Genomic DNA, 26,341 nt, shown 5'->3' on the forward strand with positions numbered 1-26,341 from the left:
CTTGAAATGAAGGCCCCGCGGGCCTCGGTGGCATGGATCACCGGAGAGTCAGTTTGCGGGCGTCCGCGGAAATACGTAACGTTGGCGTAGTGAAATACGAGGTGCAGATCCGGAGCGGAGTGGTGGCGTCAGCCAGCGCTTCGGACGGTCGCACCCGTGACCGGGTCGCCCAGCTGCTGCTCGAGCGTGGTTCCGCCACCGCGGCCGAGCTCGGCGCCGAGCTGAGCCTGAGCCCGGCGGCCATCCGCAAGCACCTCGACGCGATGCTCGCCGACCAGCTGGTCGAGACCCGCGAGGTCCGCAACACCGGCCCGCGTGGCCGGGGGCGTCCCGCCAAGGCGTTCGCGCTGACGGCGGCCGCCCGGGAAGATCTGAACCCGCACTTCTACGACGGTATCGCCACGGCCGCGCTGCGCTGGATCCAGCAGCATCACGGTCCCGAGGCCGTCACCGCCTTCGCGTCGGCCCAGGTCGGCGCGCTCGAGGAACGATGCCGGGCCGCTCTGCGCGAGGCCGGCGACGACCCCATCGCGCGGGCGGAGGCGCTCGCCGAGGCGCTCACCGCCGAGGGCTACGCTGCCAACGCGACCGTGATCGCGTCCGGCGGCCAGCTGTGCCAGCACTCCTGCCCGGTGGCGCACGTGGCCGCCGAGTTCCCTCAGCTGTGCGACGCCGAGACCGAGGTCATCTCGCGGCTCATCGGCACCCACGTGCAGCGTCTCGCCACGATCGCGCACGGCGACCGGGTGTGCACCACGCACATCCCGGCCCCCGCGCGAGGACCTTCCGACCGCCCCACCCAGCCGCCCGTGACCGGACTGAAGACCGCAACAAAGGCAACCACGGTTAGGACAGATAAATGACCGACCAAATCGTCAGCCAGGAAGAGCACCTCGCCGCCCTGGGCAAGTACGAATACGGGTGGGCCGACGCCGACGTCGCGGGTTCGACCGCGCAGCGCGGCCTGTCCGAGGCCGTGGTGCGCAACATCTCCGCGTTGAAGAACGAGCCCGAGTGGATGCTCAACCTGCGTCTCAAGGGCCTCCGCCTCTTCGACCGCAAGCCCATGCCGAACTGGGGCGCCGACCTCACCGGCATCGACTTCCAGAACATCAAGTACTTCGTGCGCTCCACCGAGAAGCAGGCCGCCACCTGGGACGACCTGCCGGCGGACATCAAGAGCACGTACGACAAGCTGGGGATTCCGGAGGCCGAGAAGCAGCGCCTCGTCTCCGGTGTCGCCGCGCAGTACGAGTCCGAGGTCGTCTACCACGCGATTCGTGAGGACCTCGAGGAGCAGGGCGTTCTGTTCCTCGACACCGACACGGCGCTCAAGGAGCACCCGGAGATCTTCCAGGAGTACTTCGGCACCGTCATCCCGGTCGGCGACAACAAGTTCGCCGCGCTGAACACCAGCGTGTGGTCGGGTGGCTCGTTCATCTACGTGCCCAAGAACGTCAAGGTCGACATCCCGCTGCAGGCCTACTTCCGGATCAACACCGAGAACATGGGCCAGTTCGAGCGGACGCTGATCATCGCCGACGAGGGCAGCTACGTGCACTACGTCGAGGGCTGCACCGCGCCGATCTACTCGTCCGACTCGCTGCACTCCGCGGTCGTCGAGATCGTCGTCAAGAAGAACGCCCGGGTGCGTTACACGACCATCCAGAACTGGTCGAACAACGTCTACAACCTGGTCACCAAGCGCGCCACCTGCGAAGAGGGCGCGACCATGGAGTGGATCGACGGCAACATCGGCTCCAAGGTGACCATGAAGTACCCGGCGGTCTACATGACCGGCCCGCACGCCAAGGGCGAGGTGCTCTCGATCGCCATGGCCGGCGAGGGCCAGCACCAGGACTCTGGCGCCAAGATGGTGCACGCCGCGCCGCACACCTCCTCGACGATCGTCTCCAAGTCGATCGCCCGGGGCGGCGGCCGCACGTCGTACCGCGGTCTCGTGCAGGTGCTGGAGGGCTCGTCGTCCTCCAAGAGCACGGTCAAGTGCGACGCGCTCCTGGTCGACACCATCTCGCGCTCGGACACCTACCCGTACGTCGACATCCGCGAGGACGACGTGTCGATGGGGCACGAGGCGACCGTCTCCAAGGTCTCCGAAGACCAGCTCTTCTACCTGATGAGCCGCGGTCTGACCGAGGACGAGGCGATGGCGATGATCGTGCGTGGCTTCATCGAGCCGATCGCCAAGGAACTGCCGATGGAGTACGCCCTCGAACTGAACCGTCTCATTGAGCTCCAGATGGAAGGCGCGGTCGGCTAACCGATGACCACCGAAACAACGATTGCTCCGCCCAGCACCAAGTCACAGGTGCTGCGCTCGTTCGACGTCGCCGAGTTCCCGGCCCTCAACGGGCTCGAGGAGGAGTGGCGTTTCACCCCGCTCAAGCGCCTGCGCGAGCTGGTCAGGGCCACCGCCCTGACCGGCACGGCGCCCCAGGTCGAGCACGGTGATCTGCCCGCCGGCGTGAGCGTGCGGAGCGTCGAGAAGGTCGACCCGGTGCTCACGCCGTTCGACCGGGTCAGCGCCCTGGCGTTCGGCTCGGCGGCCGGCGTGACCCTGATCGAGGTCGCGCCCGAGACCGAGCCCGAGCAGGCCGTGGTGATCCGCCTGGTCGGCAAGGGCGGCGAGGCCGCGGCCGGCCGCACCTTCGTCAAGGTCGGCGCGTTCGCCAAGGTCACGCTGGTGCTCGAACAGACCGGCACGACCACGCTGGCCGACAACATCGAGGTCCTGGTGGGCGACAGCGCCCAGCTCACCTTCGTGACGGTCGCCGACTGGGACGCCGACGCGGTGCAGGCCCAGCACGTGAAGATCCGGATCGGCAAGGACGCCCGGGCCGTCCACGTGCAGGTGGCGCTCGGCGGCGACCTGGTCCGCCAGTTCACCAGCGTCGAATACACCGGCCGTGGCGGTGACGCCGAGCTGTGGGGCCTCTACTTCGCCGACGCCGGCCAGCACTTCGAGCACCGCCAGCTGGTCGACCACTCGGTGCCGGACTGCCGCAGCTACGTCGGCTACCGGGGCGCTCTGCAGGGCGTTTCCGCGCAGACCGTCTGGGTCGGCGACGTGCTGATCCGGGCCGCGGCCACGGGCACCGACACGTACGAGATCAACCGCAACCTCATCCTGACCGACGGCGCCGTGGCCCACTCGGTGCCCAACCTCGAGATCGAGACCGGTGAGATCGTCGGCGCCGGGCACGCCAGCGCGACCGGCCGCTTCGACGAGGAGCAGCTGTTCTACCTGATGGCGCGGGGCATCCCCGAGGGTGAGGCGCGCAAGCTCGTGGTCCGGGGCTTCTTCGCCGAGCTGCTCAACAAGATCCCGGTCGAGGAACTGCGCGAGCGCCTCGGCACCGCGATCGAGGCTCGTCTGGCGGAGTCAGCGTCATGATGGACTGCACCGAGCGGCACTTGTCCGAGCCGGGCGACGGCCTCGCAGGCGAGGGCCGGGAGAGCATGACAGGGCAGGCTCAGAGTGAGTTTTGAGTTGGTCGGTCCTGTCGCCGACGTCGCGAAGGGCGCCGCGATCTCGGTGGAGCTCGACGGCGTCGACATCGCGGTGGTGCACGCCGACGACGACAACTTCTATGCCGTACGCGATGAATGCTCGCACGCCGCGGTCCCCCTCTCCGAGGGCGAGGTCGAGGGTTGCATGCTCGAGTGCTGGCTGCACGGCTCCCGGTTCGATCTGCGCACCGGCGAGCCGAGCGGCCCGCCCGCGTTCACCCCGGTGGCGACCTACCCCGTCGAGATCCGCGACGGCGACATCTATGTATCGACGACCCCGAGTAATGGAGTAAACCCGTGAGCACCCTGGAGATCCGCGACCTGCAGGTGTCGGTCAAGCTGCCCGAGGGCGACCTGAAGCCGATCCTGGCCGGGGTCGACCTCACCGTGAAGTCGGGCGAGACCCACGCCATCATGGGTCCGAACGGCTCGGGCAAGTCGACGCTGGCGTACTCCATCGCGGGCCACCCCAAGTACGAGATCACCGGCGGCACCGTTACGCTGGACGGCGACAACGTCCTCGACATGACCGTCGACGAGCGGGCCCGCGCCGGCCTCTTCCTGGCCATGCAGTACCCGGTCGAGGTGCCCGGCGTTTCCGTGGCCAACTTCCTGCGTACGGCGAAGACCGCGATCGACGGCGAGGCGCCGAAGCTCCGCACGTGGGCCGGTGACCTGCGCAAGGCCATGGAGAAGCTCCAGATGGACCCGGCGTTCGCCCAGCGCAACGTCAACGAGGGCTTCTCCGGCGGTGAGAAGAAGCGCCACGAGATCATGCAGCTCGAGTTGCTCAAGCCGAAGATGGCCATCCTCGACGAGACCGACTCGGGCCTCGACATCGACGCGCTGCGCGTCGTCAGCGAGGGCGTGAACCGGGTCCGCGAGACCGGCGACACCGGCCTGCTGCTGATCACCCACTACACCCGCATCCTGCGCTACATCAAGCCGGACTTCGTGCACGTCTTCGTCGCTGGCAGGATCGTTCAGGAGGGCGGCCCGGAGCTCGCCGAGCAGCTCGAGGCCGAGGGCTACGAGCGCTACGTCGGCGCGCGGGTCTGAGCCGGCCTTTCTCGCTAGGAGAAGAACGATGACGTTCGACGTGGTCCGGGTCCGAGCCGACTTCCCGATCCTGACGCGGGAGGTCAACGGCCACCCGCTGGTGTATCTGGACAGTGCGAACACCTCGCAGAAACCGGCGCAGGTGATCAAGGCGATGCGCATGCACAACGAGCGGCACAACGGCAACGTGTCCCGCTCCGTGCACACGCTCGGCACCGAGGCCACGTCGGCGTACGAGGACGCCCGCGGCAAGGTCGCGTCCTTCGTCGGCGCGACCACTCCCGACGAGATCGTCTTCACGAAGAACTCGACCGAGGCGATCAACCTGGTCGCGTACTCGCTCGGGCAGCACCTGGCGCTCCAGCCGGGCGACGAGATCGTGATCTCCGAGATGGAGCATCACTCGAACATCGTCCCGTGGCAGCTGCTGTGCGAGCGCACCGGCGCCACGCTGCGCTGGTTCGGGGTGACCGACGAGGGCCGGCTGGCGCCCGACGACGATCTGATCAACGAGCGCACGAAGATCGTCTCCATCGTGCACATGTCGAACGTGCTCGGCACGATCAACGACGTGTCCGGGATCGTGGCGCGGGCGCACGAGGTCGGCGCGCTGGTGCTGCTCGACTGCTCGCAGTCGGTGCCGCACCTGCCGGTCGACGTCCAGGCGCTCGGGGCCGACTTCATCGCGTTCACCGGCCACAAGATGCTCGGCCCGACCGGCATCGGCGTCCTCTGGGGCCGGTATTCGCTGCTCGCCGAGATGCCGCCGTTCCTGGCCGGCGGTTCGATGATCGAGACGGTGACGATGGGCGGCACCACCTTCGCCGCGCCACCGGCCCGCTTCGAGGCCGGCACGCCGCCGATCGCCGAGGCGGTCGGTCTCGGGGCTGCCGTCGACTACCTGACCGCGCTGGGCATGGAGGCGGTGCATCAGCACGAGCAGGAGATCACCGCGTACGCGCTGAAGACCCTGACCGACGTGCCGGGGGTCCAGATCTTCGGCCCGGCCACCCCCGAGGGACGTGGCGGCACGCTGTCCTTCGGCGTCGACGGGATTCACCCGCACGACGTGGGCCAGGTCCTCGACGCGCTCGGTGTCGAGGTGCGGGTCGGGCACCACTGCGCGAAGCCGACCTGCGCCCGGTTCGGGGTGCCGGCGATGACCCGCGCGTCGTTCTACCTCTACACCACCACGGACGAGATCGACGCCCTCGCCCGCGGCCTCGACCAGGTCAAGAAGGTGTTCGGCTGATGATGCTCGACGGGCTGTACCAAGAGATCATCTTGGACCACTACAAGCATCCGCACGGCCGTGGCCTGCGCGACCCGTTCAACGGCGAGGCGCACCACGTCAACCCGACCTGCGGCGACGAGATCACGGTCCGGGTCAGCTCCACCGCGGGTGAGCTTTCCGACATTTCGTACGACGGTCTGGGCTGCTCGATCAGCCAGGCCTCCGCGTCGGTGCTGTACGAACTGCTGCGTGGACGTCCGCCGGGGGACGCGGCGGGAATCCACGAGGCGTTCGTGGCGCTGATGCAGGGACGTGGCCAGGTCGAGCCCGACGAGGACGTGCTCGGCGACGGCATCGCGTTCGCCGGGGTCGCCAAGTTTCCGGCCCGGGTCAAGTGCGCGCTGCTGCCATGGATGGCGTTCAAGGATGCTGCCGCACGCGCAGGAATCGACGTTTCCTCAGAGGCTTCAGAGGTGAAGGCATGACTGACACTCCCGTTACCGCTCCCGCTCCCGCTTCTGCTTCCGACGAGGGCGCCACCGCGGTCGCCCCTTCGGAGGTTTCCAAGGCCACCGTCGCGGACGTCGAAGAGGCGATGAAGGACGTCGTCGACCCCGAGCTCGGGATCAACGTGGTCGACCTCGGCCTGGTCTACGACGCCTACGTCGACGACGACAACATCGCCACCCTCGACATGACGCTCACCTCGGCGGCCTGCCCGCTGACCGACGTCATCGAGGACCAGACGCGCACGGCGCTGACCACCGGCCCCGGCGGCGGCCTGGTCAAGGACTTCCGGATCAACTGGGTGTGGCTGCCGCCGTGGGGCCCCGACAAGATCACCGACGACGGTCGCGAGCAGCTGCGGGCCCTCGGCTTCAACGTCTGATCTCCGCCCTTCTGTCGTACCCCACTGCTAGAAAAAGGGCATGGATTACCCAGCCCTCCTCACCCTGATCGACGAGCGGTCGGCGGCGCTGCGTGACGCAGTCGCCGCCGCTGCTGTTTCTGACACCCGCGTGCCGGGCTGCCCCGAATGGGATCTCGGCGATCTCGTGGCGCACGTCGGCGCGGTCCAGCGCTTCTGGGCCGTGGTCGTCGGCGCGCACGATCCGACCGGCCCGCCCTCGCGCGCGGCGCTGGGCGACCGCGAACCCCACGGCGAACTGCTGGAATGGTCCGCCGCGTCGACCGATCTGTTGCTGTCGGCCCTTCGCGGTTCGTCGGCCGAGGTGCCGGCGTGGGCCTGGTGGGGCAAGTCGTCCGCGCCGCTCACCGTCGGGGCGATCGCCCGCCACCAGGTGCAAGAGGCGGCGGTCCACGCGTACGACGCGCAAGAGACCGTGGGCAAGGCCGAACCCCTGCCGGCCTTTGTCGCGGTCGACGGGCTGGCCGAGTTTCTACAGGTCGGGGTGGGGTCGCTCGGGGCTTGGCCGCATCGTCCGGCCCGGATCGCCTTCGTCGCGGTCGACGGGCCGGGGCACATCCTCGATCTGTCACCCTCGGGTGGCGTTCTCGACCCGGCGGCCGCGGGTGATCCGGTGGTCACCGTGCGCGGGTCGACCAGCGATCTGGTGCTGGCGCTCTACGGCCGGGTGCCGTTCGATCGCCTCACCGTCGACGGGGATCGCGAGGTGCTGCCCCAGCTGCGGGCCTGGTCCAATCCCGACTGACTCGTCGTGCCGGCCTGCCGCCGCCCGCTACTCGGCCGGGATCGGTGGCCGGATCCTTGGTGCTGCCAGCGCCGGAGATTCGGCAGTCACGGGCCGCCCCGCGGCCGGGTCGGTCCCGTCGCCTGCGGTGATGGGGTGGGCGGCCGGTCGGGCCGCCGGTTCTTGCGGTGTCGGCTGGGCTTCGGGGTCTCGCGGTCTTGGCTCGGTTTCTGGGTTTGGCGGTGTCGGTTCGGCTGGGACGAGCAGCAGGGCGTTGAGGTCGATGGCGATGTGCAGCAGGATCGCGGGGAGCAGGCTGCCCGAGAGCAGCGTCAGGAAGGTGAAGACGGAGCCGAGAACGGCCGAGTTCACCATGCCGAGACGGCCTTGGTAGGCGTGGATGCCGACGAAGAGCAGCAGGCTCAACACGACCGCGGCGACGGTCGGCAGGTGGAACACCTTGATGCCCAGCGCGATCAGGGCGTACCGGAAGACGACCTCCTCGGTGACGCCCGCCGTGACTGACAGGGCGGCGGCGAACCGGCGTTCGCGGTCGGTGCGCGGCACCAGGACGGCGATCTGGGCGCGACCCGGCGGCTGATGCCCGGCACGCATGCGTTTCCGCAGGCGGAAGCCGCCGATCACCATGGTCAGTGTGACCCACCCGGCCAGCAGCCAGGCGATGAGGGCACCGGCGGGCATCCCCAGGGTGGGCAGTTCCGGTAGGTCCCAACCCGGCGTCTCCGGCCCGGTGAAGGAGGCCGTCACCACCACCAGCATCGCCACAGCGGCCCGGGCCCAACCGCTGACAACGGCGGCCCGATAGAACCGGACCCGGCTCGCGGGATCAGCCCGTACCTGGTCCAGGATGCGTTTTGTCCGCGCGGTGCCGACGAAGACGTCGGTCAAAAGCACGAGCACGAACAACGCCGACAGGATGAGGGGAGCCACGACCGGAGATCATGACGATCGATCACCGGTGCGGCAACCCCATCCGCCGGCGCCGGCCCCAGTCGCAATTCCGCCGTCCGGTGTCGTGGGGGTCACGTGGCGGCTCAGCGTGATCGGCGGAGCCGGCATCTATACGGGCGGCAGGTGGTCGACCGAGTTGTAGTAGGCCAGTTTCAGGCGGCCGTCCACCTCGACGAAGCGGCTCAGTGAGGCGTTGCGGACGCTGCCCGCGGATCGTTCCGCTTCGAGCACCTCGTCCCAGCTGAGCTCTTCGATGACGGCGCGCATCATCAGTACGACCGCATCGTGGGCGACGACGATGACCCGTTGGCCGTCGTGGTTGCGGTGCAGGTCGTCGAGGAACGAGCCGAGCCGCACCTCGATGTCGGCGAACGACTCGCCTCCCGGTGGCGTGTAGCGGTACTCGCCGGCTTCGGCTCGCCGCTGGGCCTCGTCGGGGAAGCGCTGGGTCACGGCCGCGCGCGTGAGCATCTCGAGGTCGCCGAGCAGCCGGTCGACCAGCCGGTCGTCGGTCGTCGGCTCGGGCAGGGCGACGCCCGACTTCTCGGCCGCAATCCGCCATGTCTCGCGCGCCCGCAGGTAGGGCGAGGTGATCACCACCTGGGGCAGTTCGTCCTCGGGCCGGTCGCCGATCCACTCACCGAGCGCGGCGGCCTGCGCCCGGCCGTACTCGGTCAGCGGCACTTCGGCGTCCCGGCCGCTGACTTCGGCCTCGAGCAGCTCGTCTTTGTCGGCCGTGGGAAACGCGACGTTGGCCAGGCTCTGCCCGTGCCGGACAAGCAGAAGTTCGGCAACCACACCCATGATTCGACCCTATCCAGCCGGCGTCCCGGCCGCGAACGTCGCCCGGTCAGTCTGCGGTGGAACGCCCACTATGCGGCGGAAGTGCGGGCGCAAAGCCACGCCGTCAGCGAAACCGGCAGGCGCGGGCGACGGTGTCGATCGGCAGGGCCGTGGTGGCGAAGATGAGCTGGGCCCGCAGAACCCCGTTGGTGGAGCAGCCACTGGAGGGGGAGTAGCCGGCCGTGGCTTGGGTTGGGTTGGGTTGGGTTGGTCGAGTTTGCGGGCGCGGCGGCGGAGGGGGCCGGGATGTAGGCGTGTTGCTTGGGTTGGTCGAGTTTGCGGCGCGGCGGCGACAGGGAGCCGGGATGCACGACGTATGGCCTGCGTCGGTCGATTTGCCGGGCGGGTCGGTGGCGCGGAGGTACCGGTGAGGACGATGGCTGACGAGCACCGGCGCGCCGGTGCGGGTGTTCGCCTTGTGGCGGGGCGACCGGCTTGATTGGGCGCAGCGCAGCGCGCGGCACTGGTGCGCGATAAATCGGTCGCCTCGGCGGGAGGGGATCGGCAGCATGGGTGCGTGACCAAGCCGATGCTGTTTCCCGCTGTCCCTGTTGCTGTGGCCGAACGGGCCACGCGACAGCAGCGGGCCGGCCTGCGGGAAACGGCGGTCCGTCAGCAGCGGTCATGAGCGCGGCGTTCCTGGCCGGCGTTGTCGCCGGCTACGGGGTCGCGCTGCCCATGGGCGCCATCGGGGTGCTCATCGCCGGGCTCAGCGCCCGCACCTCGTTGCGGGTAGGCGCGGCGGCCGGTCTGGGCGCGGCGACCGCCGACGGCATCTTCGCTGCTCTGGCCGTGGCCGGTGGAGCAGCCATCGCCGGAGTGATCGCTCCCATCGCCGCACCCCTGCGCTGGGCTGCAGCCGTGGTGCTGCTGATCATCGCCGCGATGACCGCACGCGCCGCTTTTCGCAAGCCCGGCACCCCCGCGGTCGATCGCCGCCCGACGACGCCGTGGCGCGCCTACGCCGGAGTGCTCGGCCTGACCCTGCTCAACCCGGCCACAGTCATCTACTTCGCCGCGCTGGTGCTGGGCCGGGGCGGCGAAGGCAGCGGCATCCTTTTCGTCGCCGGTGTCGTGCTGGCCTCAGCCAGCTGGCAGCTGGTGATCGCCGGCGGCGGTTCCCTCATCGGCCGCTGGCTGACCGGGCCTCGCGGCCGGGCCCTCACCGCGCTCGTCTCCAGCCTGGTTGTAGCGGCCCTGGCCGTCCGTCTCCTGTTCCCAGCCTGAGAGCAGCCCACCCACCTCCGACTCGCCGCTTGAGCAGCCACCGAGCCCGGCTGGCCGCCTAGGTAGCCACCGATCCCTGGTTGGTTGTTTGAGCGGTTGCTCGGCTTCGGTGGGCTGTTTGAGCGTTCGCCCGTTCCGGGTTGGTTGTTTGAGCGGTTGCCCACCTCCGGTTGGCTGTTTGAGCGGTCGTCCGTTTCTGGGTTGGCTGTCTGAGCGTCCGCCCGTTTCCGGTTGACTGTTTGAGCAGTCTGCCCACCTCGGGTTGGTTGTTTGAGCAGCCACCCCACACTCCGGCTCGTCGTTTGAGCCGGCGCCGACCGCCGACTTTCCGATTGCGGCCGTCCGGCTCGTGCTCCTCGCTTGAGCGGTCGTCCGCCTTCGGCTCGTTGCTTGAGCGGCTCGTCCGACAGCGAGGGAGCTTCGGTCAGCGGGGGAGGCGGGCGACCGCTCCGGTTTCGAGGGCTGCGTAGACGGCGCCGTCGGGGGGCGAGGGTGATGCCGTGCGGCTCGGATGACGGGGTGGGGAGGTCGTGTTCCTCGATCTGGCCGGCGGGGGTGATGTGGGCTATGCGGTTGGTGGCCCATTCGGTGAACCAGCAGCCGCCGGCCGGGTCGGCGGTGATGGCGTGCGGCCGGGCGGCGCGGTCGGGGAGGGGGAACTCGGTGATCGCGCCGTCGGTGGTTATGCGGCCTACCTGGCCGGCGCCGATCTCGACGAACCAGACCGTGCCGTCGGCGCCCAGCGTGATGCCGACCGGGGCCGCGCCTTCGGTGGGTAGCGGGTGGATCGTCACCTGGCCGTCGACGGTGATGCGGCCGATCGCGTGGGCCTGGTTGATCGTGAACCACAGGGCCTCGTCGGCGCCCGGGGTGATCATCGAGGGGAAGCCGCCGGTCGTCGGGAGAGGGAACTCGGTGATCTCGCCGTCGGGAGTGAGCCGGCCGATGACGTCGGTGTTCATCTCGGTGAACCACAGTGCGCCGTCGGCCCCGGTCGTTATGCCGAAGGGTGCTCCACACACGGTGAAGGAGCTCTGCTTGCCGTCCGTGGTGATGCGTCCGATCCGGTCGTCACGGTTGCGGGTGAACCACAACGCTCCGTCGGGGCCGGCTGTGATGATGGAGGGACCGCTCGCCGCGTTCTCCAGCGGATGGTCCTCGACCGAGCCGTCGCCGGCCAGCCGCGCGATGCGCCCACCGTGCACCAGCGTGATCCACAGGCCGCCGTCCGGCCCGGCGACGATGCCGTAGGGCCCGGCGGACGAATCCGAGATCATGATTTCCTGCATGAGAACTCCTCTGTGCGACGGCCGACGTGCGCCGGGTGGGGCCGACGTGCGTGGGCGGCGGGCAGCGGGTGAGGCCGACGTGGGCGGTCCAGGGACAGCGGTGGGGGCTGACGGGCGCCGGGTGGCGCCGGGGTGCGTGGGCGGCAGGCCGCGGGTAGGACGGACGTGCGTGGGCGGTGGGGAACGGATGAGGCCGACGTGGGTGGGGGACGGGCAGGGTGTGGGTGGCGGGAGCGGTTAAGGCCGACGTGGCCGGCGGTGGGCAGCAGATGAGGCCGATGCGGGCGGGCGACGAGCAGCGGGTGGGCCGACGTAAGCCGAGTGAGGGCGAACTTGCGCGGGGCGGGGCGGGGCTGGGCGCGGGCGGGGTGGCGTAAGACAGGTTGGGCGGGGCAGGGCGGCTGGTCAGAGATGCTTCATCGCCTCGCGGACGGACAGGCCGGACAGGCTCGAGCGGTGGGCCTCGACGAAGGTGCGGACCGCGTCGGGATCGGTGCGGGCGTACTGACGCAGCGCCCAGCCGATCGCCTTGCGGACGAAGAAGTCGCGATGACCGGTCTGGGCCTCGCAATAGCCGAGCAGCCGGCCCGTGTCTGTCGCCGGGCCGTAGTGCAGCTGGTGCAGGATCGCCGTGCGGACCAGCCACATGTTGTCGTCGCGGGACCACTCGTCCATCACGGTGACCAGGGACGGATGGCGGGACACCAGCCCGCCCGTGAACCGCGTGGCCAACACGTCGACCGTGTCCCACCAGGACTTGGTGGTGATAAGCGCGCGCAACGTCGGCACGAAGCCGGGGCCGGGGACGGCCACGTGGCGGACCAGGTAGGAACACGCCACGTATTGGAATTCGCGCTGCTCACGAACCCACAGCGCGGGTGCGACGGACCGCAGGTCGGCCTCGGCCGGAGGGGGCAGGCCGCGCAGAGCCGCGCGTTCCAGCTTCTGCAGGGCGGGCGCGGGCAGGCCGAGGAACGGGAATTGGCCCTTCATGTAGGCCGCCTGGGCCGCGGCCCGCACCGGGTCGGCCGCGGGGAGCAGATGCTCGTCGAGCCTTTCCAGCAGCGTGGCGGTCAGGTCCGTCATGGCCCGCATCCTGCCACCGTAGTCTGACAAGAATGGGCGAACGGGCGGCTGCGGGCGGCGGGAAATGGGTGGATGTCGCGCCGGAACGGCTGGTGCGGTGGCTCGAGAACTTCGAGCGCCGCCATGGCCCGTACCGGGAAACGGGTTTGACCTTGACCGCGGCGGACGGCGCCTCGGCCACCTGGCACACGCCGCCCGGCGCCGACGAGGTGGCGACGCTCGCCGAGCTGATCGAGACGGCGCAGCGGCCGCGCAGGCTGGGGCTGCTGCTGGCGCGCAAGGGTGCGGTCGCCGTGGGCATCGCGGACGGACCGAAACTGATCACATCCAAGGTGGACACGCACTATGTGCAGGGTCGCACGGCTGCGGGCGGCTGGTCCCAGCAGCGCTTCGCGCGCCGCCGGGACAATCAGGCAAAAGCAGCAGCTGCCGACGGCGCCGGCATCGTAGGGCGCATTCTTCTTCCGGAAGTACGCGCCATCGCCGCGCTCGTGACGGGCGGCGATCACACCGCCGTCGAGGCGATCCTGGCCGATCCCCGGCTCGCCCCGGTGGCCGCCGCCCGCGCCGAACGGTTCCTGGACGTGCCCGAGCCCCGGCACGCGGTGCTGGTGTCCGCGATCGCCGGGGCCCGGGCGGTGTCCGTACTGGTGAAGGAGCCTTAGAACGACGTAGCGCAACTCTCCGGGCTGCCCGAGTCGTAGCCCTTCTGGAAGTTCTGCTGACGCTGCGCGGCCGTGCCGTGGGTGAACTCGGCCGGGTTGACCGGGTTGCCGCTGCGCTTCTGGAGCTCGTCGTCGCCGATCCGGCCGGCCGTCTGGATGCCTTCCTCGATGTCCTGCTGGGTCAGGCTCTTGAAGATCTTCTGGCCCTTGGTGTCGGTCGTCTCGGTGGCCGCTTTCGACCACACCCCGGCGTAGCAGTCGGCCTGCAGCTCGAGCTTCACCGACAGCGCGTTCTGCTCGCTCTCGCTCGCGCCCTGCTGGGCCCGGCGCATCTTGGACTCCTGGCCGGTGATGTTCTGGATGTGGTGGCCGTACTCGTGGGCCAGCACGTACGGCTGGGCGAACTCGCCCGGCGCGCCGAGCTGCTCGGCCAGCACGTCGTAGAAGGTGAGGTCGATGTACACCTGGTTGTCGCCGGGGCAGTAGAACGGCCCGACCCCGGAGTCGGCGGCGCCGCAGGCCGTGTTGACCCGCTGCGAGAAGATCACCGTCTTGGCCGGCTCGTACTGCTTGTTGAAGTACTCCGGCGTCGCCTTGGTCCAGTACGCCTGGATCGAGTTGATGAAGAGGACGTTGCGGCACTCGAGCTGCTGGGTCGCGTTGTCCTGCGCACACGTCTGCTGGATGTTGGCGTTGTCGCCGGTATCACTACCGCCGCCGATCTGGTTGATGCCGAAGTAGCCACCGACCACCGCGACGACGATCGTGATGATGATGCCGACCAGGCCACCACCGCCGATCGGCAGGCCACCCAACCCGCCACCACCACCGCCGGAACCACGTCGGTCCTCGACCTGACTGGTGTCGATGTCGGCGTTCTCGTTGAGTTCCATCTCATCCTCACAGAGCCGGGGCGGCGGGGGTGTCCGATGCGTACCCGTTGATCTTGGTCGGTAATCGGGTGGGAGCTACACGGGGGTGCCCGGTACTATTACCCCGTGCTGCTCTGCGAAGGCTGACCTGCCCCGCGCCGGACCGTCGGGAAATTCGATGGCCGGCGCTCATCTGTGCCCGGAGCCAGCCTTCTTCCTCGAGAGCGAGAGCCAGCAAACATGATCACCGCCACCGGACTGGAACTGCGCGCCGGCGCCCGGATCCTGCTGTCCCCGGTCACCCTCAGGGTGCAGCCGGGCGACCGGATCGGCCTCGTCGGCCGCAACGGCGCCGGCAAGACCACCACGCTCAAGGTCCTGGCCGGCGAGGGCCAGCCCTACGCGGGCGCCGTCGAGCGCACCAGCGAGGTCGGCTACCTGCCGCAGGACCCGCGTACGGGTGACCTGAACGTGACCGGCCGCGACCGGGTGCTCAGCGCCCGTGGCCTCGACTCGATCATCGCCGAGATGCAGAAACTCGAGATCGAGCTGGAGGAGAGCGCCGACGACAAGCTGGTCCGGCGCTACGGCAACCTGGAGGACAGGTTCTCGGCTCTGGGTGGCTACGCCGCCGAGGCCGAGGCCGCCCGCATCTGTTCCAACCTCGGTCTGCCCGACCGCGCGCTGGCCCAGACCATCGGCACCCTGTCCGGCGGTCAGCGCCGCCGGATCGAGCTGGCCCGCATCCTGTTCGCCGACTCCGGCCAGAACGGCAAGGGCATCCTGCTCCTCGACGAGCCGACCAACCACCTCGACCAGGACTCGATCTCGTGGCTGCGCGGCTACATGGCCCAGCACAAGGGCGGCCTCGTGGTGATCAGCCACGACGTCGAGCTGCTCGAGGCCGCGGTCAACAAGGTGTGGTATCTCGACGCCAACCGCTCGGTCGTCGACATCTACAACGTCGGCTGGAAGAAGTACCTGGAGTCGCGCGAGACCGACGAGCGCCGTCGCCGCCGCGAGCGGGCCAACGCCGAGAAGAAGGCCGGCGCCCTGATGGCCCAGGCCGACAAGATGCGGGCGAAGGCGACCAAGACCGTGGCCGCGCAGAACATGGCCCGGCGGGCCGAGAAGCTGCTCGGCGGCCTGGAGGAGACGCGCGTCGCCGACAAGGTGGCCAAGGTGCGGTTCCCCAGTCCCGTGCCCTGCGGCAAGACGCCGCTGACGGCGACCGGCCTGTCGAAGTCGTACGGGTCGCTCGAGATCTTCACCGACGTCGACGTGGCGGTCGACCGCGGCTCGCGGGTGGCCATCCTGGGCCTCAACGGCGCCGGCAAGACCACGCTGCTGCGCATGCTCGGTGGCCTGCTCCGGCCCGACACGGGCGAGGTGCGCCCCGGCCACGGCCTGCGGCTGGGCTACTACGCCCAGGAGCACGAGACGCTCGACGTCGACCGCACGATCCTGGAGCACATGCGCAGCGCCGGCGGCGACCAGAACGACACCGAACTGCGGAAGATCCTCGGTGCGTTCCTCTTCTCGGGTGACGACGTCGACAAACCGGCCGGAGTCCTTTCGGGTGGCGAGAAAACGCGGCTGGCCCTGGCTACGCTGGTCTGCTCGGGCGCCAATGTGCTGTTGCTCGACGAGCCCACCAACAACCTCGACCCGGTCAGCCGCGAGCAGGTGCTGGACGCCATCGCGAACTACCCGGGCGCGATTGTGCTGGTCACGCACGATGCCGGGGCGGTGCAGGCGCTCAAGCCGGACAGGGCGATCCTGCTGCCCGACGGCGACGAGGACGCGTGGAGCGACGACCTGCTGGAGCTCGTCGAATTGGCGTGATCTGCGGATCATCGCCATCGTCTCTTGTCAACCAGTGCCCACACAGACAGTGCGACGTTCGGGCGTTTACGGTCAGGTCGGGCACCGATTCGGGCATCCCCAACTTGGCACAGCCGGCTCGGCAGCGGTGGGTAGGCGACGCATCGACGCTCAGTCATGCCGGGCGGCCGGTGGTCCTCGATCGAGAGTTTCCGCAGGTGATCGATGGTCTTGCGGAAATGACCGCGGATCCCGGCCCGGAGAGTGAAAGCTTTCACGGCAAACGACTGTTAACTGTCTGACATTGATGGACGCCGTCATCGTCAAGTTCCTGACAGTGATAAATGGGCACGTTGGCTACGCCTGGATACCTAGCGCATGATCGTTGGAGGCGGTCTAATAGGTGAGACCGTATGAACCGCACAGTCTGGGACGTGAGGATTCAACATGCCAGCCACGGGCACTGCCACCAGCACCGAGAAGGGTCGCCGAATCGTCGGCAGCGAGCGCCAGTCATTGGCGAAGGATCTGGTGAAGCGCTACACCTCGGGTGAGAGCATTCGTGCCCTTGCCGCATCGACCGGCCGGTCCTACGGATTTGTGCACCGGGTCCTCACCGAGTCCGGTGTGCAACTCCGCCAGCGTGGCGGCGCGCGTCGCCGCAAGAAGGCGTGACGATCGGCGACGCCGCATCCGGCCTCCCCGCCGACGAGTCGGGCGTTCGCTACGACCTGGACGGGCCGGTGGCAACGGTGACGTTGTCCCGGCCCGAGGTGCTCAATGCGCAGACGCCGGCGATGTGGTCCGAACTCTCGAACATTTCGCGGAAATTACCGGGTGACGTGCGAGTTGTCATTGTCCGAGGCGCCGGCCGTTCCTTTTCCGCGGGCCTGGATCTGTCGGTCGCGCGCGGTGAAGGCGATTCTTCACTCGCGAAGCTCGCGCAGTTGTCACCGGAGGAGAGCGCGGATCGGATTGCCGGCTTCCAGTCGGCGTTCACCTGGCTGCGTAACCCCGGGATCGTGACGATCGCCGCTGTGCAGGGCCATGCGATCGGCGCCGGTTTCCAACTGGCGCTCAACTGTGACATGCGTGTCCTGGCCGACGATGCCCGATTCTCGATGGCCGAGGTGACGCTCGGGCTCGTACCCGATCTGGGCGGCACGAAGCGGCTGACCGAGCTGGTCGGTCCCTCCCGCGCGCTCGAGATCTGTGTGACCGGTCGTCGCATCGGCGCGGACGAAGCTCTCTCCCTGGGGCTCGCCACCGCTGTCGTGCCGGTCGCTGAGCTCGAGGCCACCGTCGCCGACCTGACCGCCGCCGTGCTCGCCGCCGATCGGGGCGCGGTTGCCGAGATCAAGGCACTGCTGGCCGGGGCTACCCAGCGTACGTACGCCGAACAGGACCGCGCCGAGCGTGAGGCGCAGACCCGCCGCGTGCGTGATCTGACGGAATAGTCCCTTCGCCTTCCGGAGTTGTCATACCCGCCGGGCAGACTCTGACTGCCCGCACCGATGACGCCCGGGAGGTGACGAGATGAGCATGTCCGGTTGGAACATGCTGCGCTCGATTCAGAACTCGGACCGGGTGGCCGAACACAGTCTCCGCCGGGGCACGACCCGCCGGATCCTGCGCTACGCCCGGCCCTACCGCCGGGACATCCTGGTCTTCCTGTTCACCGTGGTGCTCGCGGCCGTCATCGGCGTCGCGACACCCCTGCTCGCCGGCGATGTGGTCAACGCCATCACCGGCGCCGGCCCCGACGCGGCCTCCACCGTGATCCGGCTCGCCGTGATGATCGCGGTGCTCGCCGTGGCCGACGCTTTCCTCTCCCTCGCCCAGCGGTGGTATTCGGCCCGCATCGGCGAGGGCATCATCCTCGACCTGCGCACCCGGGTCTACGACCACGTCCAGCGCATGCCGCTGCAGTTCTTCACCCGCACGCAGACGGGCGCTCTGGTCAGCCGGCTCAACAACGACGTCACCGGCGCCCAGCGCGCCTTCACGTCCACGCTGTCCGGTGTGGTCAGCAACGTCATCCAGCTCGTGCTCACGGCCGCGGTGATGTTCACCCTCTCGTGGCAGATCACCACGCTGTCGCTGATGCTCCTGCCGCTGTTCATCATTCCCGCGCGCCGGGTCGGCAAGCGCCTCGCCGAGATCACCCGCGAGTCGTACAACCTGGACGCCAAGATGAACGCGACGATGACCGAGCGGTTCAACGTCGCCGGCGCCATGCTGGTCAAGCTGTTCGGACGCCCCGGCGCCGAGGCCGACCGTTTCGGCGAGCGGGCCGCCCGGGTCCGCGACATCGGCATCCAGCAGGCCATGTTCTCGCGTACGTTCTTCGTCGCCATGCTGCTGGTCGCCTCGCTGGCCCAGGCCCTCACCTACGGGCTCGGCGGCTGGCTCGCGGTCACCGGCAGCGTCACGGCCGGCACGGTGGTCACCCTCGCCCTGCTGCTGACCCGGCTGTACGGCCCGCTGACCGCGCTCAGCAACGTGCGGGTCGACGTGATGAGCGCGCTCGTGTCCTTCGACCGGGTCTTCGAGGTGCTCGACCTCAAGCCCGGCATCGAGGAGCGTCCGGGCGCGGTCGCGCTGCCCGAGGGCGCGGGCCGGGTCGAGTTCCGCGACGTGCACTTCCGCTACCCGAGCGCGAGCGAGGTCTCGCTGGCCACGCTCGAAGACGTGGCGACCCTCGACCGTACGGAGAACGCACCCGTCCTGCGCGGGGTCGACTTCACCGTCGAGCCCGGCCAGATGGTCGCGCTGGTCGGCCCGTCCGGCGCCGGCAAGTCGACCACGTCCATGCTGGTCTCCCGCATCTACGACGTCACTACGGGCGCCGTGCGGATCGACGGGGTCGACGTGCGGGACGCGACGCTCGACTCGTTGCGCGACACCATCGGCGTCGTCACCCAGGACGCCCATCTCTTCCACGAGACGATCGCCGAGAACCTGCGGTACGCGCGGCCCGAGGCGACCGACGACGAGATGTGGGCGGCGCTGCGCGGCGCCCAGGTCGCCGAGCTGGTGGCGTCGCTGCCCGACGGGCTCGAGACGGTCGTGGGCGAGCGCGGCTACCGGTTCTCCGGCGGCGAGAAGCAGCGGCTGGCCATCGCCCGGCTGCTGCTCAAGCGCCCGTCGATCGTCGTGCTCGACGAGGCCACGGCCCACCTCGACAGCGAGTCCGAGGCCGCGGTGCAGCGGGCGCTGGCCGTGGCCCTCGAGGGGCGGACGGCGCTGGTGATCGCCCACCGGCTGTCCACGGTCCGCGACGCCGACCAGATCCTGGTGCTCGACGACGGCCGCATCGTCGAACGTGGCCGCCACGAAGAGCTCGTGGCCGCGGGCGGGCTCTACGCCGAGCTCTATCGCACCCAGTTCGCCACCGCCTCGCCACCACCGGCCTACGCCGACGACGTCGAGATCGTCACCGTCCCGGCCGGCCAGATCGAACCCTGATCGCCCGGCGCCGAACCCGGCCGACCGGCTCATCGGCTCGGGCCCCGGCCGCCTGGGCGCTTGTTCGGCCGGGCGGCGCCGTGCCGAGGGTCGGCGGTTCGGTGCGCACCCCGAGCCGGCGCGTGTGTCAGGCGACGGTGCGGCCGATCAGCGCCAGGAGGCGCTCGAAGATGCCGGCGTCTTCCGGGGCCGGCACCTCGTCGCCGAAGGCGCCCATCTGGCGGCCGGTCGGCGCCATCTGCTGAACGAACGGGAACAGGTGGTCCACGGCGGCGTCGGCCGGTCGATAGGGCTGGCCGGTCGCGGTGGCCAGATCCCAGCCGTGCACGGTCAGGTCGGCCAGGGCCAGGTTGCCCACCAGCGGCTGGGGCATGCCCATGCCGGGCGAGATGCCGTCGAGGGCCGCCGGATCCGACCAGGCGGCGATCATGCGCTCGGTCTCGGTGGCGAAACGGTCGCGCCAGCCCTCAGTCACGAAATCGGGCGTGGCGGAGAAGTCGAGCGGCTCCTTGCGGGCGGCGCCCTGAAAGCTGACGACCACCTGAAAGAGGTGGTTGAGCAGGTCACGCACCTGGAACTTGTCGCACGGCGTCGGATCGCCCAGCTGGTCGTCGCGAATTCCCTGGACGATGGGGACGGTCCGCTCAGCCGCCGCCGTCATCAACGTGCTGATCTCGGTAGTCATGACCCGACCGTAGCGATATCGCCCCCTGCGGTGGGGCCCTGACCCCCGATCGAGCGTGCGTCAGCTGCCGGCAGCCTCGCGCAGCTCGGCGTAGGCGGCGGCGAGAGTGTCCACGGTGTAGTGGGCGTTGAGGCCACTCGGGTTGGGCAGCACCCATACCGGTACACCCCCGACCCGGTCGGGCTGAAGGCCGATCGCGCCCTTGGGCTTGGCGAAGGCGGTGCGGTACGCCGTGACGCCGAGGACGGCCAGGTAGCGGGGCTCCCATTGCCGAGCCAGAGCGGCCAGCACCTCGCCGCCGGCGACCAGTTCGGCCGGCGAGAGTTCGTCGGCCCGGGCCGTGGCGCGGGCGACCACGTTGGTGATGCCGAGGCCCAGCGACGGCAACTCGAACTGCTCGGACGGGTGCAGCTGACGCTCGGTGAAACCGGAACGGTGCAGCGCCGGCCAGAAGCGGTTGCCCGGCCGGGCGAAGTGGTGACCGGTGGCCGCCGAGTAGAGGCTGGGGTTGATGCCGGAGAAGAGCACCCGGAGATCCGGGCCGATCAGGTCGGGGATGGTGCGGCCGGCAGCGGCCGCCACCTCCGCCGCGGTGGGCGCAGACACCGCACGAGCGTATCCACCGGCCCGCAGGCACCGGCAACCGTCCGCCGGGCTGCTCGACGTGCGGCGGTCACTGCTCCTGATGGCACGCCGCCGGGCTCGCGCCGTTAAGGGCTGTTTGGCGGGCGCCGGATCGGTGGTCGCCTGCGGCCTGATGGCACGCCGCCGGGCCGTGTCGGTGAGGGTTGTTCGACGGGCGCTGGACCGGCGGTCACCCGCGGCCTGGGCTGGTTGGGGTGCTGGTCAGAGGGTGCGGAGGACGCCGCCGTCGATGGCGATGGTGGTTCCCGTGATGTAGCTGGCGGTGGGGGAGAGCACGAACGCGGCGGCGCGGCCGAACTCGGCGGGCTCGCCCAGGCGGCGGAGCGGGATGCTCCCCGCTGCTTCGGCCGCCGCGGCTGAGGCGTCGCCGGAGGCCTCGAAGAGCTCGAGGTTGCGGTCGGTCAGGAAACGGCCCGGGAGCAGGCTCACGATCCGGACGCCCCGCGGCGCGTACTCGTCCGCCATGTCCTTCGCGGCCATGGCGAGACCGGGACGCAGGCCGTTGGAGAGTCCGAGATTGGTCATCGGCGTCTTCACCGTCGTCGACAGGACCAGGGCGATCGCGCCGCTCTCGGGCAGGGCTGCCGCGAACATCCGCGCCGCTCGAACCGAGCCCAGGAACACGGTCTCGAAAGCATCGCGCCACTGCTCGTCGCTCAGCGCGGCGGCCCGGCCCGGCGTCGGACCGCCGACCGAGATGAGGGCGCCGTCGAACCGGCCGAACTGCTCGCTGGCGGTGTCGATGAGCAGGCGAGGGGTCTGGGGATCGGTCAGGTCTGCGATCACACCCACCGCGTTCTCGCCGCCGCCGAGGGAATCGACCGCCTCGGCCACCCGCTTCTTGTCGCGGGACGAGACCACCACCTTGGCGCCGTCGGCCACCAGCGCCTCGGCCGTGGCGAAACCCAGCCCGCGCGAGGCTCCGGTGAGGACGTAGACGCGATCAGCGAGCCCGAGATCCATGGCCCCGATCCTGCCACCCCCGCGGCTCAACGGTGCAGTGCCGTCAGTGGCGCAGCGCGGTCAGTGGCGCAGTGGCGCAGTGCCGTCAGTGGTGCGGTGCAGTGCGGCGGCGGTGCTGGGATCGGCGGGCAGGAAGGACTCGATGGCCAGCTCGGAAAGGGTCACATCCAAGGGGGTGCCCAGCACCGACGTGATGCTGAAGAAGGACAGGTCGTCGAAGCGCAACGGCACGACCAGGCCGTTCGGCGGCGAGCCGGTCGCGGCCGGGCCGCCGGGGTAGGCCGTCAGCTCGGCCAGCAGCTCGCGCAGCACCGGGTCGTTGGTGGCCGTGGCCTGCTGGTCGAGGCGGTGCAGCAGGTGGGCCCGCCACTCGGGCAGGTTGCGGATGCGCGGGGCCATGCCGTCGGGATGCAGCGACAGACGCAGCACGTTGACCGGCGGTTCGAGCAGCCAGGGCGCGCAACCGCCGGTGAAGCGCCCGACCGCGTCGTTCGCGTCGACCATCGTCCAGTGCCGGTCGATGAGCACGGCCGGGTAGGGCGCGTGCCCGGCCAGCACGTCCCGCAACGACGCGAGCACCGTGGCGAGCGGCGGACCGTCAAGAGCCGATTCGGCGTACGCCGGTGCGAAGCCCCCGGCGAGCAGGAGCTCATTGCGTGCCCGCAGCGGAACACCCAGCTCCTCGGCCAGCCGCAGGATCATGTCGCGGGTCGGCCGGGACCGCCCCGTCTCGAGGAACGACAGGTGCCGGGCCGATACCCCGGCCCGCACCGACAACTCCAGCTGGCTCAGGCGCCGGTCCGACCGCCACCCTCGCAGAAGCTCGCCCACCCCGCTCATCCGCACCCCTCCGGCCCGCAGCGTAGGCGCCGCCCGGGAAGCGTGCCCATTACCTCGCGGGTAATCGACTGGCGTCCGGCCGGCGAGCGACAGTCAGCGGACACCGAAACGGGAGGACCGAACGATGACCGACTTCAACGCCGTGATGGACCGCTATCTGGCCGTGTGGAACGAGCCGGACGCCACGACACGCCGGAAGGCCGTGGACGACCTGTTCGCCGACGGGATCCGCTACGTCGACCCGCTGGCCGCAGTCGAGGGCAGGGAAGCCCTGACCGCCCTGATCGGGGCCGTGCAGCAGCAGTTCCCCGGCCACACGTTCGCTTCCGGCGGCCCGGTCGACGCCCACCACGACCAGATGCGCTTCACCTGGACCCTGACGGCAGGCGCCGGTGACCCGCTGGTGATCGGCTTCGACGTCGCCGAACTGGACGCCGACGGCCGCATCCGCCAGGTGCTGGGCTTCATCGACAAGGCGCCGGGGTAGCGGCTTCATGACGAGGCGGCGCTACGGGCGGCGGCGGAGGAGCCAGACGCGGCCGGCTACCTGCAGGGCGATCGCTCCGGACGCGGTACGGACGGTGGGAATGCGGCGGGAGCTGGGGGCCGAGGCGCCGTCGTAGCGCCAGGCGGCCTCGCGTTCGGCCAGTTCGGCGGCGGCCATCGGGGGCAGGGCGCCGCGTCGGGTCAGGTCGCGGGCCAGGTCCCAGCCGTCGCGCAGGGAGCCCAGGGTCGGGCGCGCGGCGGCCCAGGTGGCGAACTCGCGCTTCCACCGGTCGCCGAAGCTCGCGGCGAGCATCGGCCAGTGGCGGGCGACCTCACCCGCCCGCTTGCGCAGCAGCGCCAGCCGCGCTGCCTCGAAGCGGAAACCGTCGAATCCTTCGGGTACGGGCCGGCCGGCCGTCAGCGCCTCGACCAGGGCGAGCTGCCGGTCGGCCAGGCTCGGGCCGCGCGCCGGCGACGGAACCGGCCCGGCCGGCGGATGCTGCGCCGGGCCGGGGTTCGGCGGGGCACCGGGACTGGCAGCCGACATGGTCGAGGCCGACGATTCGGCCGGGCTCGGGCCAGGTGGCGCGGAGTCGGTAGTCGCGGCGGACGGGCGCGAGATGTCGCCCGAGAGGCCGGGGGTGGTCATGTGACGGGTGGGTAGCCGGAGGCCTTGGCTATCGCGTCGAGGTCGGCGGCCAGGGCGGGGGCGGGTGGGTAGTCGCCGTCGCGTTCGAGCATCAGCGCCGGGGGGACGTGGCGGGCGCACAGCGCGGCGACCAGGTCGAGCACCGGCTGCGGGACCGCGTCGGTGTGAGTGTCGTGGTAGAGGCCCTGATGTTCGGCGCCGCCGGCCACGTGGACGTAGGCGATCCGGTCGAGCGGCAGCTCGTCGAGCAGAGCCTCGGGGTCGGTGCCCCGGTTGCGGGCGTTGGCGTAGACGTTGGCCACGTCCAGCAGCAGCAGGGCGCCGGAGCGGTCGAGGATCTCGGTGAGGAACTGGGCCTCGGTCAGCTCGTCGTCGGGCCAGTCGAACAGGGCCGCGATCGGCTCGAGGGCGATCGGGACCGGCAGAGCGGCCTGCACGCGCCGGACGTTGGCCACCACCGCGTCCACCGCTTCCCTCGTGCGGGGCAGGGGCAGCAGGTGGCCGGCCTCGACGCCGCCCGCGCGGACGAAGGCGATGTGCTCGCTGACCAGCGGAGCGTTCAACCGTACGGCCACGGCCGCGAAGTGGTCGACCCGAGCCGGGTCGACCGGCTCGGCGCCGCCCAGCGACAGTCGTACGCCGTGCGGAACGACCGTCACGCCGCGGTCGAGCAGCGCCTGCAGGCCGGTGGGCAGCTCGTCGTGGGCGTGCACCGACTCGGCCACCACCTCGGCGAAGCGCAGGCCGGGGAGATCCGCCACGAAGCCGGCGATCTCGGGCCGCCATCCGATGCCCACGCCGTACTCAGCCACCGCAACCGCCGCCACCGCCGCAGGAGCTGCCGCTGCTGCACGAGCTGCTACTGCTGTCGGTTCCGCCGGTGCTGCCGCCGGTGGCTGCGCTGCGCTGCACCTCGGCCTCCGCTGCGAACGCCGGGTCCATCGAATAGAGGGCGGCCCCGCCGTACAGCGCGACGCCCATCGCGGCGCCGGTGGCGCCGTAGGTCGCGTAGGACGGCGAGTTGACCGGCGCCAGGTGGGTGTGCCGGGACCGCAGCTCGCGCAGGCCCTTGTGAGCGGCGTCGGTTGCCCAGCGGCGGGTGCGCAGCATGGTCAGCGTCAGGACGAACGCGGCGATCGTGGCGACGATCAGGAAGCCGACCGGCCTGTCGTTGCCGAGGCCGGCCACGACGCGCGCGATGCCGATCACCACGAGGGCCAGGCCGCCGAGCACCCACAGCCGGGCCTCGCGCATCTTGCCCGCGCTGACCGCCAGGCCGCTGCGCTCGAGGTGGTCGCGCAGCTGCTCGATCGCCGAGGCGACCCACTGGTCGTTCGGCAGGTCACGGGTGCGCACGCCGTTGCCGGCCGCGTTGTAGATCGCGCTGTCGAGCGGCGTCACGCCGCTGGGCAGCGGGCCGGTGCGGACGAGGGTGCGGCCGGGGCCGCTGCCCAGCGCGTTCGCCGCCCGCAGGCCGCCCATCGACGAATAGATCGCCAGGCGGTCGCCGCCGTTGAGATAGGCCACCTGCTGCGGGCCCAGGTTGTCGACGCGGGCCGAGCGGTCGCCGCGGAACAGCGCCTTGCGGTGGACGGCGGCGATGATCACGATCGCGATCGTCGCCCCGATGAAGTAGGTGAGGAAGGTCGGGCCGGAGATGCCCCAGGTGTCGTTCATGGGCTGGGCCTTCCTGCTCGTCGCGGCGTTTCTCCAGGCCCATTGTGCAGAGCCGCGCAAGCGTTGTGATCAGGCCCTTCGGACGGCTTCCTCGACCAGATCGAGGACCCGGCCGAGTTCGCCGGGCGGGCGCCCCGTGGCCAGGTGGAGCACGAGGCCGTCGTACGCCAGCTCGAGGAACTGGGTGAGCACCTCGACCGGCACGTCGTCGCGCAGCACGCCCGCCTCCCGCTGGCGTTGCAGCCGGTCACGGGTGGCGTCGGCGATGGCCGCCGACCGCTCGGTCCAGCGCTTGGCGAACGCCGGGTCGGTGCGCAGCCGCCGGGACACCTCGAGCTGGGTGCCGAGCCAGCCGGCCGTGTCGCCCTCGCTGCCGCCGGCCCGGGCCAGCAGGTCACGCATCACCTGAACGAGGCCGTTGCGGGCGACCGTCTCGACCATCGCGGCCGCGTCGTCCTCGGCGACGGCCAGGAAGAGCGATTCCTTGTCGCGAAAATGGTGGAAAATCGCCCCGCGGGACAGCCCGGTCGCGTCCTCGAGCCGCCGTACCGTCGCACCCTCGTAGCCGAACCGTGCGAAACAGTCGCGCGCCGCGGCGAGAATCTCGGTGCGGCGGGCGTCCAGCTGGTCCTGACTTACTCTGGGCACGCTCTGGATCGTGTCACGTGCCCCCT

29 protein-coding genes and 1 pseudogene are annotated in these 26,341 nt (G+C 70.2%); 17 read left to right on the forward strand and 13 right to left on the reverse strand.

The features are described from left to right. Positions 1–89 precede the first annotated feature (89 nt). The 9 genes from LXN57_RS27680 (at position 90) to LXN57_RS27720 (ending at position 7,497) form a co-directional block, all read left to right on the forward strand. Complete coding sequence (locus LXN57_RS27680) at positions 90–863, forward strand: helix-turn-helix transcriptional regulator (RefSeq protein WP_251801148.1); 774 nt, start codon at positions 90–92, stop codon at positions 861–863. After that, the gene (gene sufB / locus LXN57_RS27685; protein ID WP_221381798.1) at positions 860–2,281 is read left to right on the forward strand and encodes a Fe-S cluster assembly protein SufB; all 1,422 of its coding nucleotides are present in this window, start codon (positions 860–862) and stop codon (positions 2,279–2,281) included. The genes LXN57_RS27680 and sufB overlap by 4 nt, the downstream gene beginning before the upstream one ends. 3 nt (positions 2,282–2,284) lie before the next feature. Continuing rightward, the gene (gene sufD / locus LXN57_RS27690; protein ID WP_251801149.1) at positions 2,285–3,415 is read left to right on the forward strand and encodes a Fe-S cluster assembly protein SufD; all 1,131 of its coding nucleotides are present in this window, start codon (positions 2,285–2,287) and stop codon (positions 3,413–3,415) included. 84 nt (positions 3,416–3,499) lie between these two features. Beyond that, entirely contained in the window at positions 3,500–3,832 is a 333-nt protein-coding gene (locus tag LXN57_RS27695) for a non-heme iron oxygenase ferredoxin subunit (protein WP_251801150.1), read from the forward strand. After that, positions 3,829–4,590: a Fe-S cluster assembly ATPase SufC gene (gene sufC / locus LXN57_RS27700; protein WP_251801151.1), complete on the forward strand. Its 762-nt coding sequence runs from the start codon at positions 3,829–3,831 to the stop codon at positions 4,588–4,590. Before LXN57_RS27695 ends, sufC begins: the two co-directional genes overlap by 4 nt. Positions 4,591–4,618: 28 nt before the next feature. Beyond that, positions 4,619–5,842: a cysteine desulfurase gene (locus LXN57_RS27705; RefSeq protein ID WP_251801152.1), complete on the forward strand. Its 1,224-nt coding sequence runs from the start codon at positions 4,619–4,621 to the stop codon at positions 5,840–5,842. Then, a complete protein-coding gene (gene sufU, locus LXN57_RS27710; protein WP_251801153.1) occupies positions 5,842–6,309 on the forward strand; it encodes a Fe-S cluster assembly sulfur transfer protein SufU in 468 nt (155 codons plus the stop codon). Before LXN57_RS27705 ends, sufU begins: the two co-directional genes overlap by 1 nt. Further along, positions 6,306–6,713 (forward strand): metal-sulfur cluster assembly factor, encoded by a 408-nt coding sequence (locus tag LXN57_RS27715; RefSeq protein WP_308206662.1) that lies wholly within the window; start codon positions 6,306–6,308, stop codon positions 6,711–6,713. The genes sufU and LXN57_RS27715 overlap by 4 nt, the downstream gene beginning before the upstream one ends. A gap of 40 nt (positions 6,714–6,753) precedes the next feature. Next, positions 6,754–7,497: a maleylpyruvate isomerase family mycothiol-dependent enzyme gene (locus LXN57_RS27720; protein ID WP_251801154.1), complete on the forward strand. Its 744-nt coding sequence runs from the start codon at positions 6,754–6,756 to the stop codon at positions 7,495–7,497. A gap of 27 nt (positions 7,498–7,524) precedes the next feature. Here LXN57_RS27720 and LXN57_RS27725 read toward each other — a convergent pair whose 3' ends face one another. Then, positions 7,525–8,427: a CPBP family intramembrane glutamic endopeptidase gene (locus LXN57_RS27725; RefSeq protein ID WP_251801155.1), complete on the reverse strand. Its 903-nt coding sequence runs from the start codon at positions 8,425–8,427 to the stop codon at positions 7,525–7,527. Between the two features lie 129 nt (positions 8,428–8,556). Beyond that, entirely contained in the window at positions 8,557–9,252 is a 696-nt protein-coding gene (locus LXN57_RS27730) for a histidine phosphatase family protein (RefSeq protein ID WP_251801156.1), read from the reverse strand. 663 nt (positions 9,253–9,915) lie between these two features. Between LXN57_RS27730 and LXN57_RS27735 the strand changes: the two genes are divergently transcribed. Beyond that, a complete protein-coding gene (locus LXN57_RS27735; protein ID WP_251801157.1) occupies positions 9,916–10,518 on the forward strand; it encodes a LysE family transporter in 603 nt (200 codons plus the stop codon). 539 nt (positions 10,519–11,057) lie between these two features. On the opposite strand, the pseudogene LXN57_RS48635 reads toward LXN57_RS27735, so the two are convergent. Beyond that, a pseudogene (locus LXN57_RS48635) lies at positions 11,058–11,807 on the reverse strand (Vgb family protein); the annotation flags it as partial. 224 nt (positions 11,808–12,031) lie between these two features. Here LXN57_RS48635 and LXN57_RS27745 point away from each other — a divergent pair. Next, complete coding sequence (locus LXN57_RS27745; RefSeq protein ID WP_251801159.1) at positions 12,032–12,184, forward strand: hypothetical protein; 153 nt, start codon at positions 12,032–12,034, stop codon at positions 12,182–12,184. A gap of 28 nt (positions 12,185–12,212) precedes the next feature. Here LXN57_RS27745 and LXN57_RS27750 read toward each other — a convergent pair whose 3' ends face one another. After that, positions 12,213–12,893 carry a DNA alkylation repair protein gene (locus tag LXN57_RS27750; protein ID WP_251801160.1) on the reverse strand — a complete coding sequence of 227 codons (681 nt, stop codon included), beginning with the start codon at positions 12,891–12,893 and terminating at the stop codon, positions 12,213–12,215. 32 nt (positions 12,894–12,925) lie between these two features. Between LXN57_RS27750 and LXN57_RS27755 the strand changes: the two genes are divergently transcribed. Beyond that, on the forward strand, positions 12,926–13,558 hold the full coding sequence (locus LXN57_RS27755) for an acVLRF1 family peptidyl-tRNA hydrolase (protein ID WP_251801161.1): 633 nt from the start codon (positions 12,926–12,928) through the stop codon (positions 13,556–13,558). Here the strand turns inward: LXN57_RS27755 and ypfJ are convergent. Then, complete coding sequence (gene ypfJ, locus LXN57_RS27760; protein ID WP_251801162.1) at positions 13,555–14,451, reverse strand: KPN_02809 family neutral zinc metallopeptidase; 897 nt, start codon at positions 14,449–14,451, stop codon at positions 13,555–13,557. The genes LXN57_RS27755 and ypfJ overlap by 4 nt on opposite strands. A 219-nt stretch (positions 14,452–14,670) precedes the next feature. Between ypfJ and LXN57_RS27765 the strand changes: the two genes are divergently transcribed. The 4 genes from LXN57_RS27765 to LXN57_RS27780 all read left to right on the forward strand — a co-directional run bounded on the left by LXN57_RS27765 (position 14,671) and on the right by LXN57_RS27780 (position 19,722). Then, positions 14,671–16,275, forward strand: a complete 1,605-nt coding sequence (locus LXN57_RS27765) for an ABC-F family ATP-binding cassette domain-containing protein (RefSeq protein ID WP_251801163.1) — start codon at positions 14,671–14,673, stop codon at positions 16,273–16,275. Positions 16,276–16,701: 426 nt separating this feature from the next. Continuing rightward, entirely contained in the window at positions 16,702–16,929 is a 228-nt protein-coding gene (locus LXN57_RS27770) for a helix-turn-helix domain-containing protein (protein WP_127501473.1), read from the forward strand. Then, complete coding sequence (locus LXN57_RS27775) at positions 16,926–17,711, forward strand: enoyl-CoA hydratase/isomerase family protein (protein WP_251801164.1); 786 nt, start codon at positions 16,926–16,928, stop codon at positions 17,709–17,711. The genes LXN57_RS27770 and LXN57_RS27775 overlap by 4 nt, the downstream gene beginning before the upstream one ends. A gap of 79 nt (positions 17,712–17,790) precedes the next feature. After that, on the forward strand, positions 17,791–19,722 hold the full coding sequence (locus LXN57_RS27780; protein WP_251801165.1) for an ABC transporter ATP-binding protein: 1,932 nt from the start codon (positions 17,791–17,793) through the stop codon (positions 19,720–19,722). 127 nt (positions 19,723–19,849) lie between these two features. On the opposite strand, the gene LXN57_RS27785 is transcribed toward LXN57_RS27780, so the two are convergent. The 4 genes from LXN57_RS27785 to LXN57_RS27800 form a co-directional block, all read right to left on the reverse strand. After that, on the reverse strand, positions 19,850–20,407 hold the full coding sequence (locus LXN57_RS27785; RefSeq protein ID WP_251801166.1) for a TIGR03086 family metal-binding protein: 558 nt from the start codon (positions 20,405–20,407) through the stop codon (positions 19,850–19,852). 60 nt (positions 20,408–20,467) lie between these two features. Continuing rightward, positions 20,468–21,013 (reverse strand): G/U mismatch-specific DNA glycosylase, encoded by a 546-nt coding sequence (gene mug / locus LXN57_RS27790; RefSeq protein ID WP_251801167.1) that lies wholly within the window; start codon positions 21,011–21,013, stop codon positions 20,468–20,470. A gap of 240 nt (positions 21,014–21,253) precedes the next feature. Then, the gene (locus LXN57_RS27795) at positions 21,254–22,015 is read right to left on the reverse strand and encodes an SDR family oxidoreductase (RefSeq protein ID WP_251801168.1); all 762 of its coding nucleotides are present in this window, start codon (positions 22,013–22,015) and stop codon (positions 21,254–21,256) included. Between the two features lie 60 nt (positions 22,016–22,075). Continuing rightward, positions 22,076–22,855, reverse strand: coding sequence for a helix-turn-helix domain-containing protein (locus tag LXN57_RS27800; RefSeq protein WP_251801169.1), 780 nt, complete (start codon positions 22,853–22,855; stop codon positions 22,076–22,078). A 124-nt stretch (positions 22,856–22,979) separates the two neighbouring features. On the opposite strand from LXN57_RS27800, the gene LXN57_RS27805 reads away from it, so the two are divergent. After that, positions 22,980–23,342 (forward strand): nuclear transport factor 2 family protein, encoded by a 363-nt coding sequence (locus tag LXN57_RS27805; RefSeq protein WP_251801170.1) that lies wholly within the window; start codon positions 22,980–22,982, stop codon positions 23,340–23,342. Positions 23,343–23,363: 21 nt separating this feature from the next. On the opposite strand, the gene LXN57_RS27810 is transcribed toward LXN57_RS27805, so the two are convergent. The 4 genes from LXN57_RS27810 to LXN57_RS27825 form a co-directional block, all read right to left on the reverse strand. Continuing rightward, on the reverse strand, positions 23,364–23,888 hold the full coding sequence (locus LXN57_RS27810) for an SCO6045 C-terminal-like domain-containing protein (RefSeq protein ID WP_251801255.1): 525 nt from the start codon (positions 23,886–23,888) through the stop codon (positions 23,364–23,366). 98 nt (positions 23,889–23,986) lie between these two features. After that, positions 23,987–24,802 carry an MbnB/TglH/ChrH family RiPP precursor modification enzyme gene (locus tag LXN57_RS27815; protein WP_251801171.1) on the reverse strand — a complete coding sequence of 272 codons (816 nt, stop codon included), beginning with the start codon at positions 24,800–24,802 and terminating at the stop codon, positions 23,987–23,989. After that, positions 24,795–25,667 carry a TIGR04222 domain-containing membrane protein gene (locus tag LXN57_RS27820; RefSeq protein ID WP_251801172.1) on the reverse strand — a complete coding sequence of 291 codons (873 nt, stop codon included), beginning with the start codon at positions 25,665–25,667 and terminating at the stop codon, positions 24,795–24,797. Before LXN57_RS27820 ends, LXN57_RS27815 begins: the two co-directional genes overlap by 8 nt. A 69-nt stretch (positions 25,668–25,736) precedes the next feature. Continuing rightward, on the reverse strand, positions 25,737–26,315 hold the full coding sequence (locus LXN57_RS27825; protein ID WP_251801173.1) for a TetR/AcrR family transcriptional regulator: 579 nt from the start codon (positions 26,313–26,315) through the stop codon (positions 25,737–25,739). Between the last annotated feature and the right edge of the window lie 26 nt (positions 26,316–26,341).

The organism is Paractinoplanes hotanensis (assembly GCF_023717965.1).
GTDB lineage: Bacteria > Actinomycetota > Actinomycetes > Mycobacteriales > Micromonosporaceae > Actinoplanes > Actinoplanes polyasparticus.

What these genes read in the sequence shown, in the direction of transcription:
- sufU (WP_251801153.1), top strand. Translation starts at nt 5,842, where the DNA reads ATGATGCTCGACGGGCTGTACCAAGAGATCATCTTGGACCACTACAAG.
- LXN57_RS27750 (WP_251801160.1), bottom strand. Translation starts at nt 12,893, where the DNA reads ATGACGGACCTGACCGCCACGCTGCTGGAAAGGCTCGACGAGCATCTG.
- sufB (WP_221381798.1), top strand. Translation starts at nt 860, where the DNA reads ATGACCGACCAAATCGTCAGCCAGGAAGAGCACCTCGCCGCCCTGGGC.
- LXN57_RS27800 (WP_251801169.1), bottom strand. Translation starts at nt 22,855, where the DNA reads ATGAGCGGGGTGGGCGAGCTTCTGCGAGGGTGGCGGTCGGACCGGCGC.
- sufD (WP_251801149.1), top strand. Translation starts at nt 2,285, where the DNA reads ATGACCACCGAAACAACGATTGCTCCGCCCAGCACCAAGTCACAGGTG.
- LXN57_RS27735 (WP_251801157.1), top strand. Translation starts at nt 9,916, where the DNA reads ATGAGCGCGGCGTTCCTGGCCGGCGTTGTCGCCGGCTACGGGGTCGCG.
- LXN57_RS27795 (WP_251801168.1), bottom strand. Translation starts at nt 22,015, where the DNA reads ATGGATCTCGGGCTCGCTGATCGCGTCTACGTCCTCACCGGAGCCTCG.
- LXN57_RS27785 (WP_251801166.1), bottom strand. Translation starts at nt 20,407, where the DNA reads ATGACTACCGAGATCAGCACGTTGATGACGGCGGCGGCTGAGCGGACC.
- LXN57_RS27755 (WP_251801161.1), top strand. Translation starts at nt 12,926, where the DNA reads ATGGGCGAACGGGCGGCTGCGGGCGGCGGGAAATGGGTGGATGTCGCG.
- LXN57_RS27810 (WP_251801255.1), bottom strand. Translation starts at nt 23,888, where the DNA reads ATGTCGGCTGCCAGTCCCGGTGCCCCGCCGAACCCCGGCCCGGCGCAG.
- LXN57_RS27820 (WP_251801172.1), bottom strand. Translation starts at nt 25,667, where the DNA reads ATGAACGACACCTGGGGCATCTCCGGCCCGACCTTCCTCACCTACTTC.
- LXN57_RS27765 (WP_251801163.1), top strand. Translation starts at nt 14,671, where the DNA reads ATGATCACCGCCACCGGACTGGAACTGCGCGCCGGCGCCCGGATCCTG.
- ypfJ (WP_251801162.1), bottom strand. Translation starts at nt 14,451, where the DNA reads ATGGAACTCAACGAGAACGCCGACATCGACACCAGTCAGGTCGAGGAC.
- LXN57_RS27705 (WP_251801152.1), top strand. Translation starts at nt 4,619, where the DNA reads ATGACGTTCGACGTGGTCCGGGTCCGAGCCGACTTCCCGATCCTGACG.
- LXN57_RS27720 (WP_251801154.1), top strand. Translation starts at nt 6,754, where the DNA reads ATGGATTACCCAGCCCTCCTCACCCTGATCGACGAGCGGTCGGCGGCG.
- LXN57_RS27780 (WP_251801165.1), top strand. Translation starts at nt 17,791, where the DNA reads ATGAGCATGTCCGGTTGGAACATGCTGCGCTCGATTCAGAACTCGGAC.
- LXN57_RS27805 (WP_251801170.1), top strand. Translation starts at nt 22,980, where the DNA reads ATGACCGACTTCAACGCCGTGATGGACCGCTATCTGGCCGTGTGGAAC.
- LXN57_RS27770 (WP_127501473.1), top strand. Translation starts at nt 16,702, where the DNA reads ATGCCAGCCACGGGCACTGCCACCAGCACCGAGAAGGGTCGCCGAATC.
- LXN57_RS27730 (WP_251801156.1), bottom strand. Translation starts at nt 9,252, where the DNA reads ATGGGTGTGGTTGCCGAACTTCTGCTTGTCCGGCACGGGCAGAGCCTG.
- LXN57_RS27715 (WP_308206662.1), top strand. Translation starts at nt 6,306, where the DNA reads ATGACTGACACTCCCGTTACCGCTCCCGCTCCCGCTTCTGCTTCCGAC.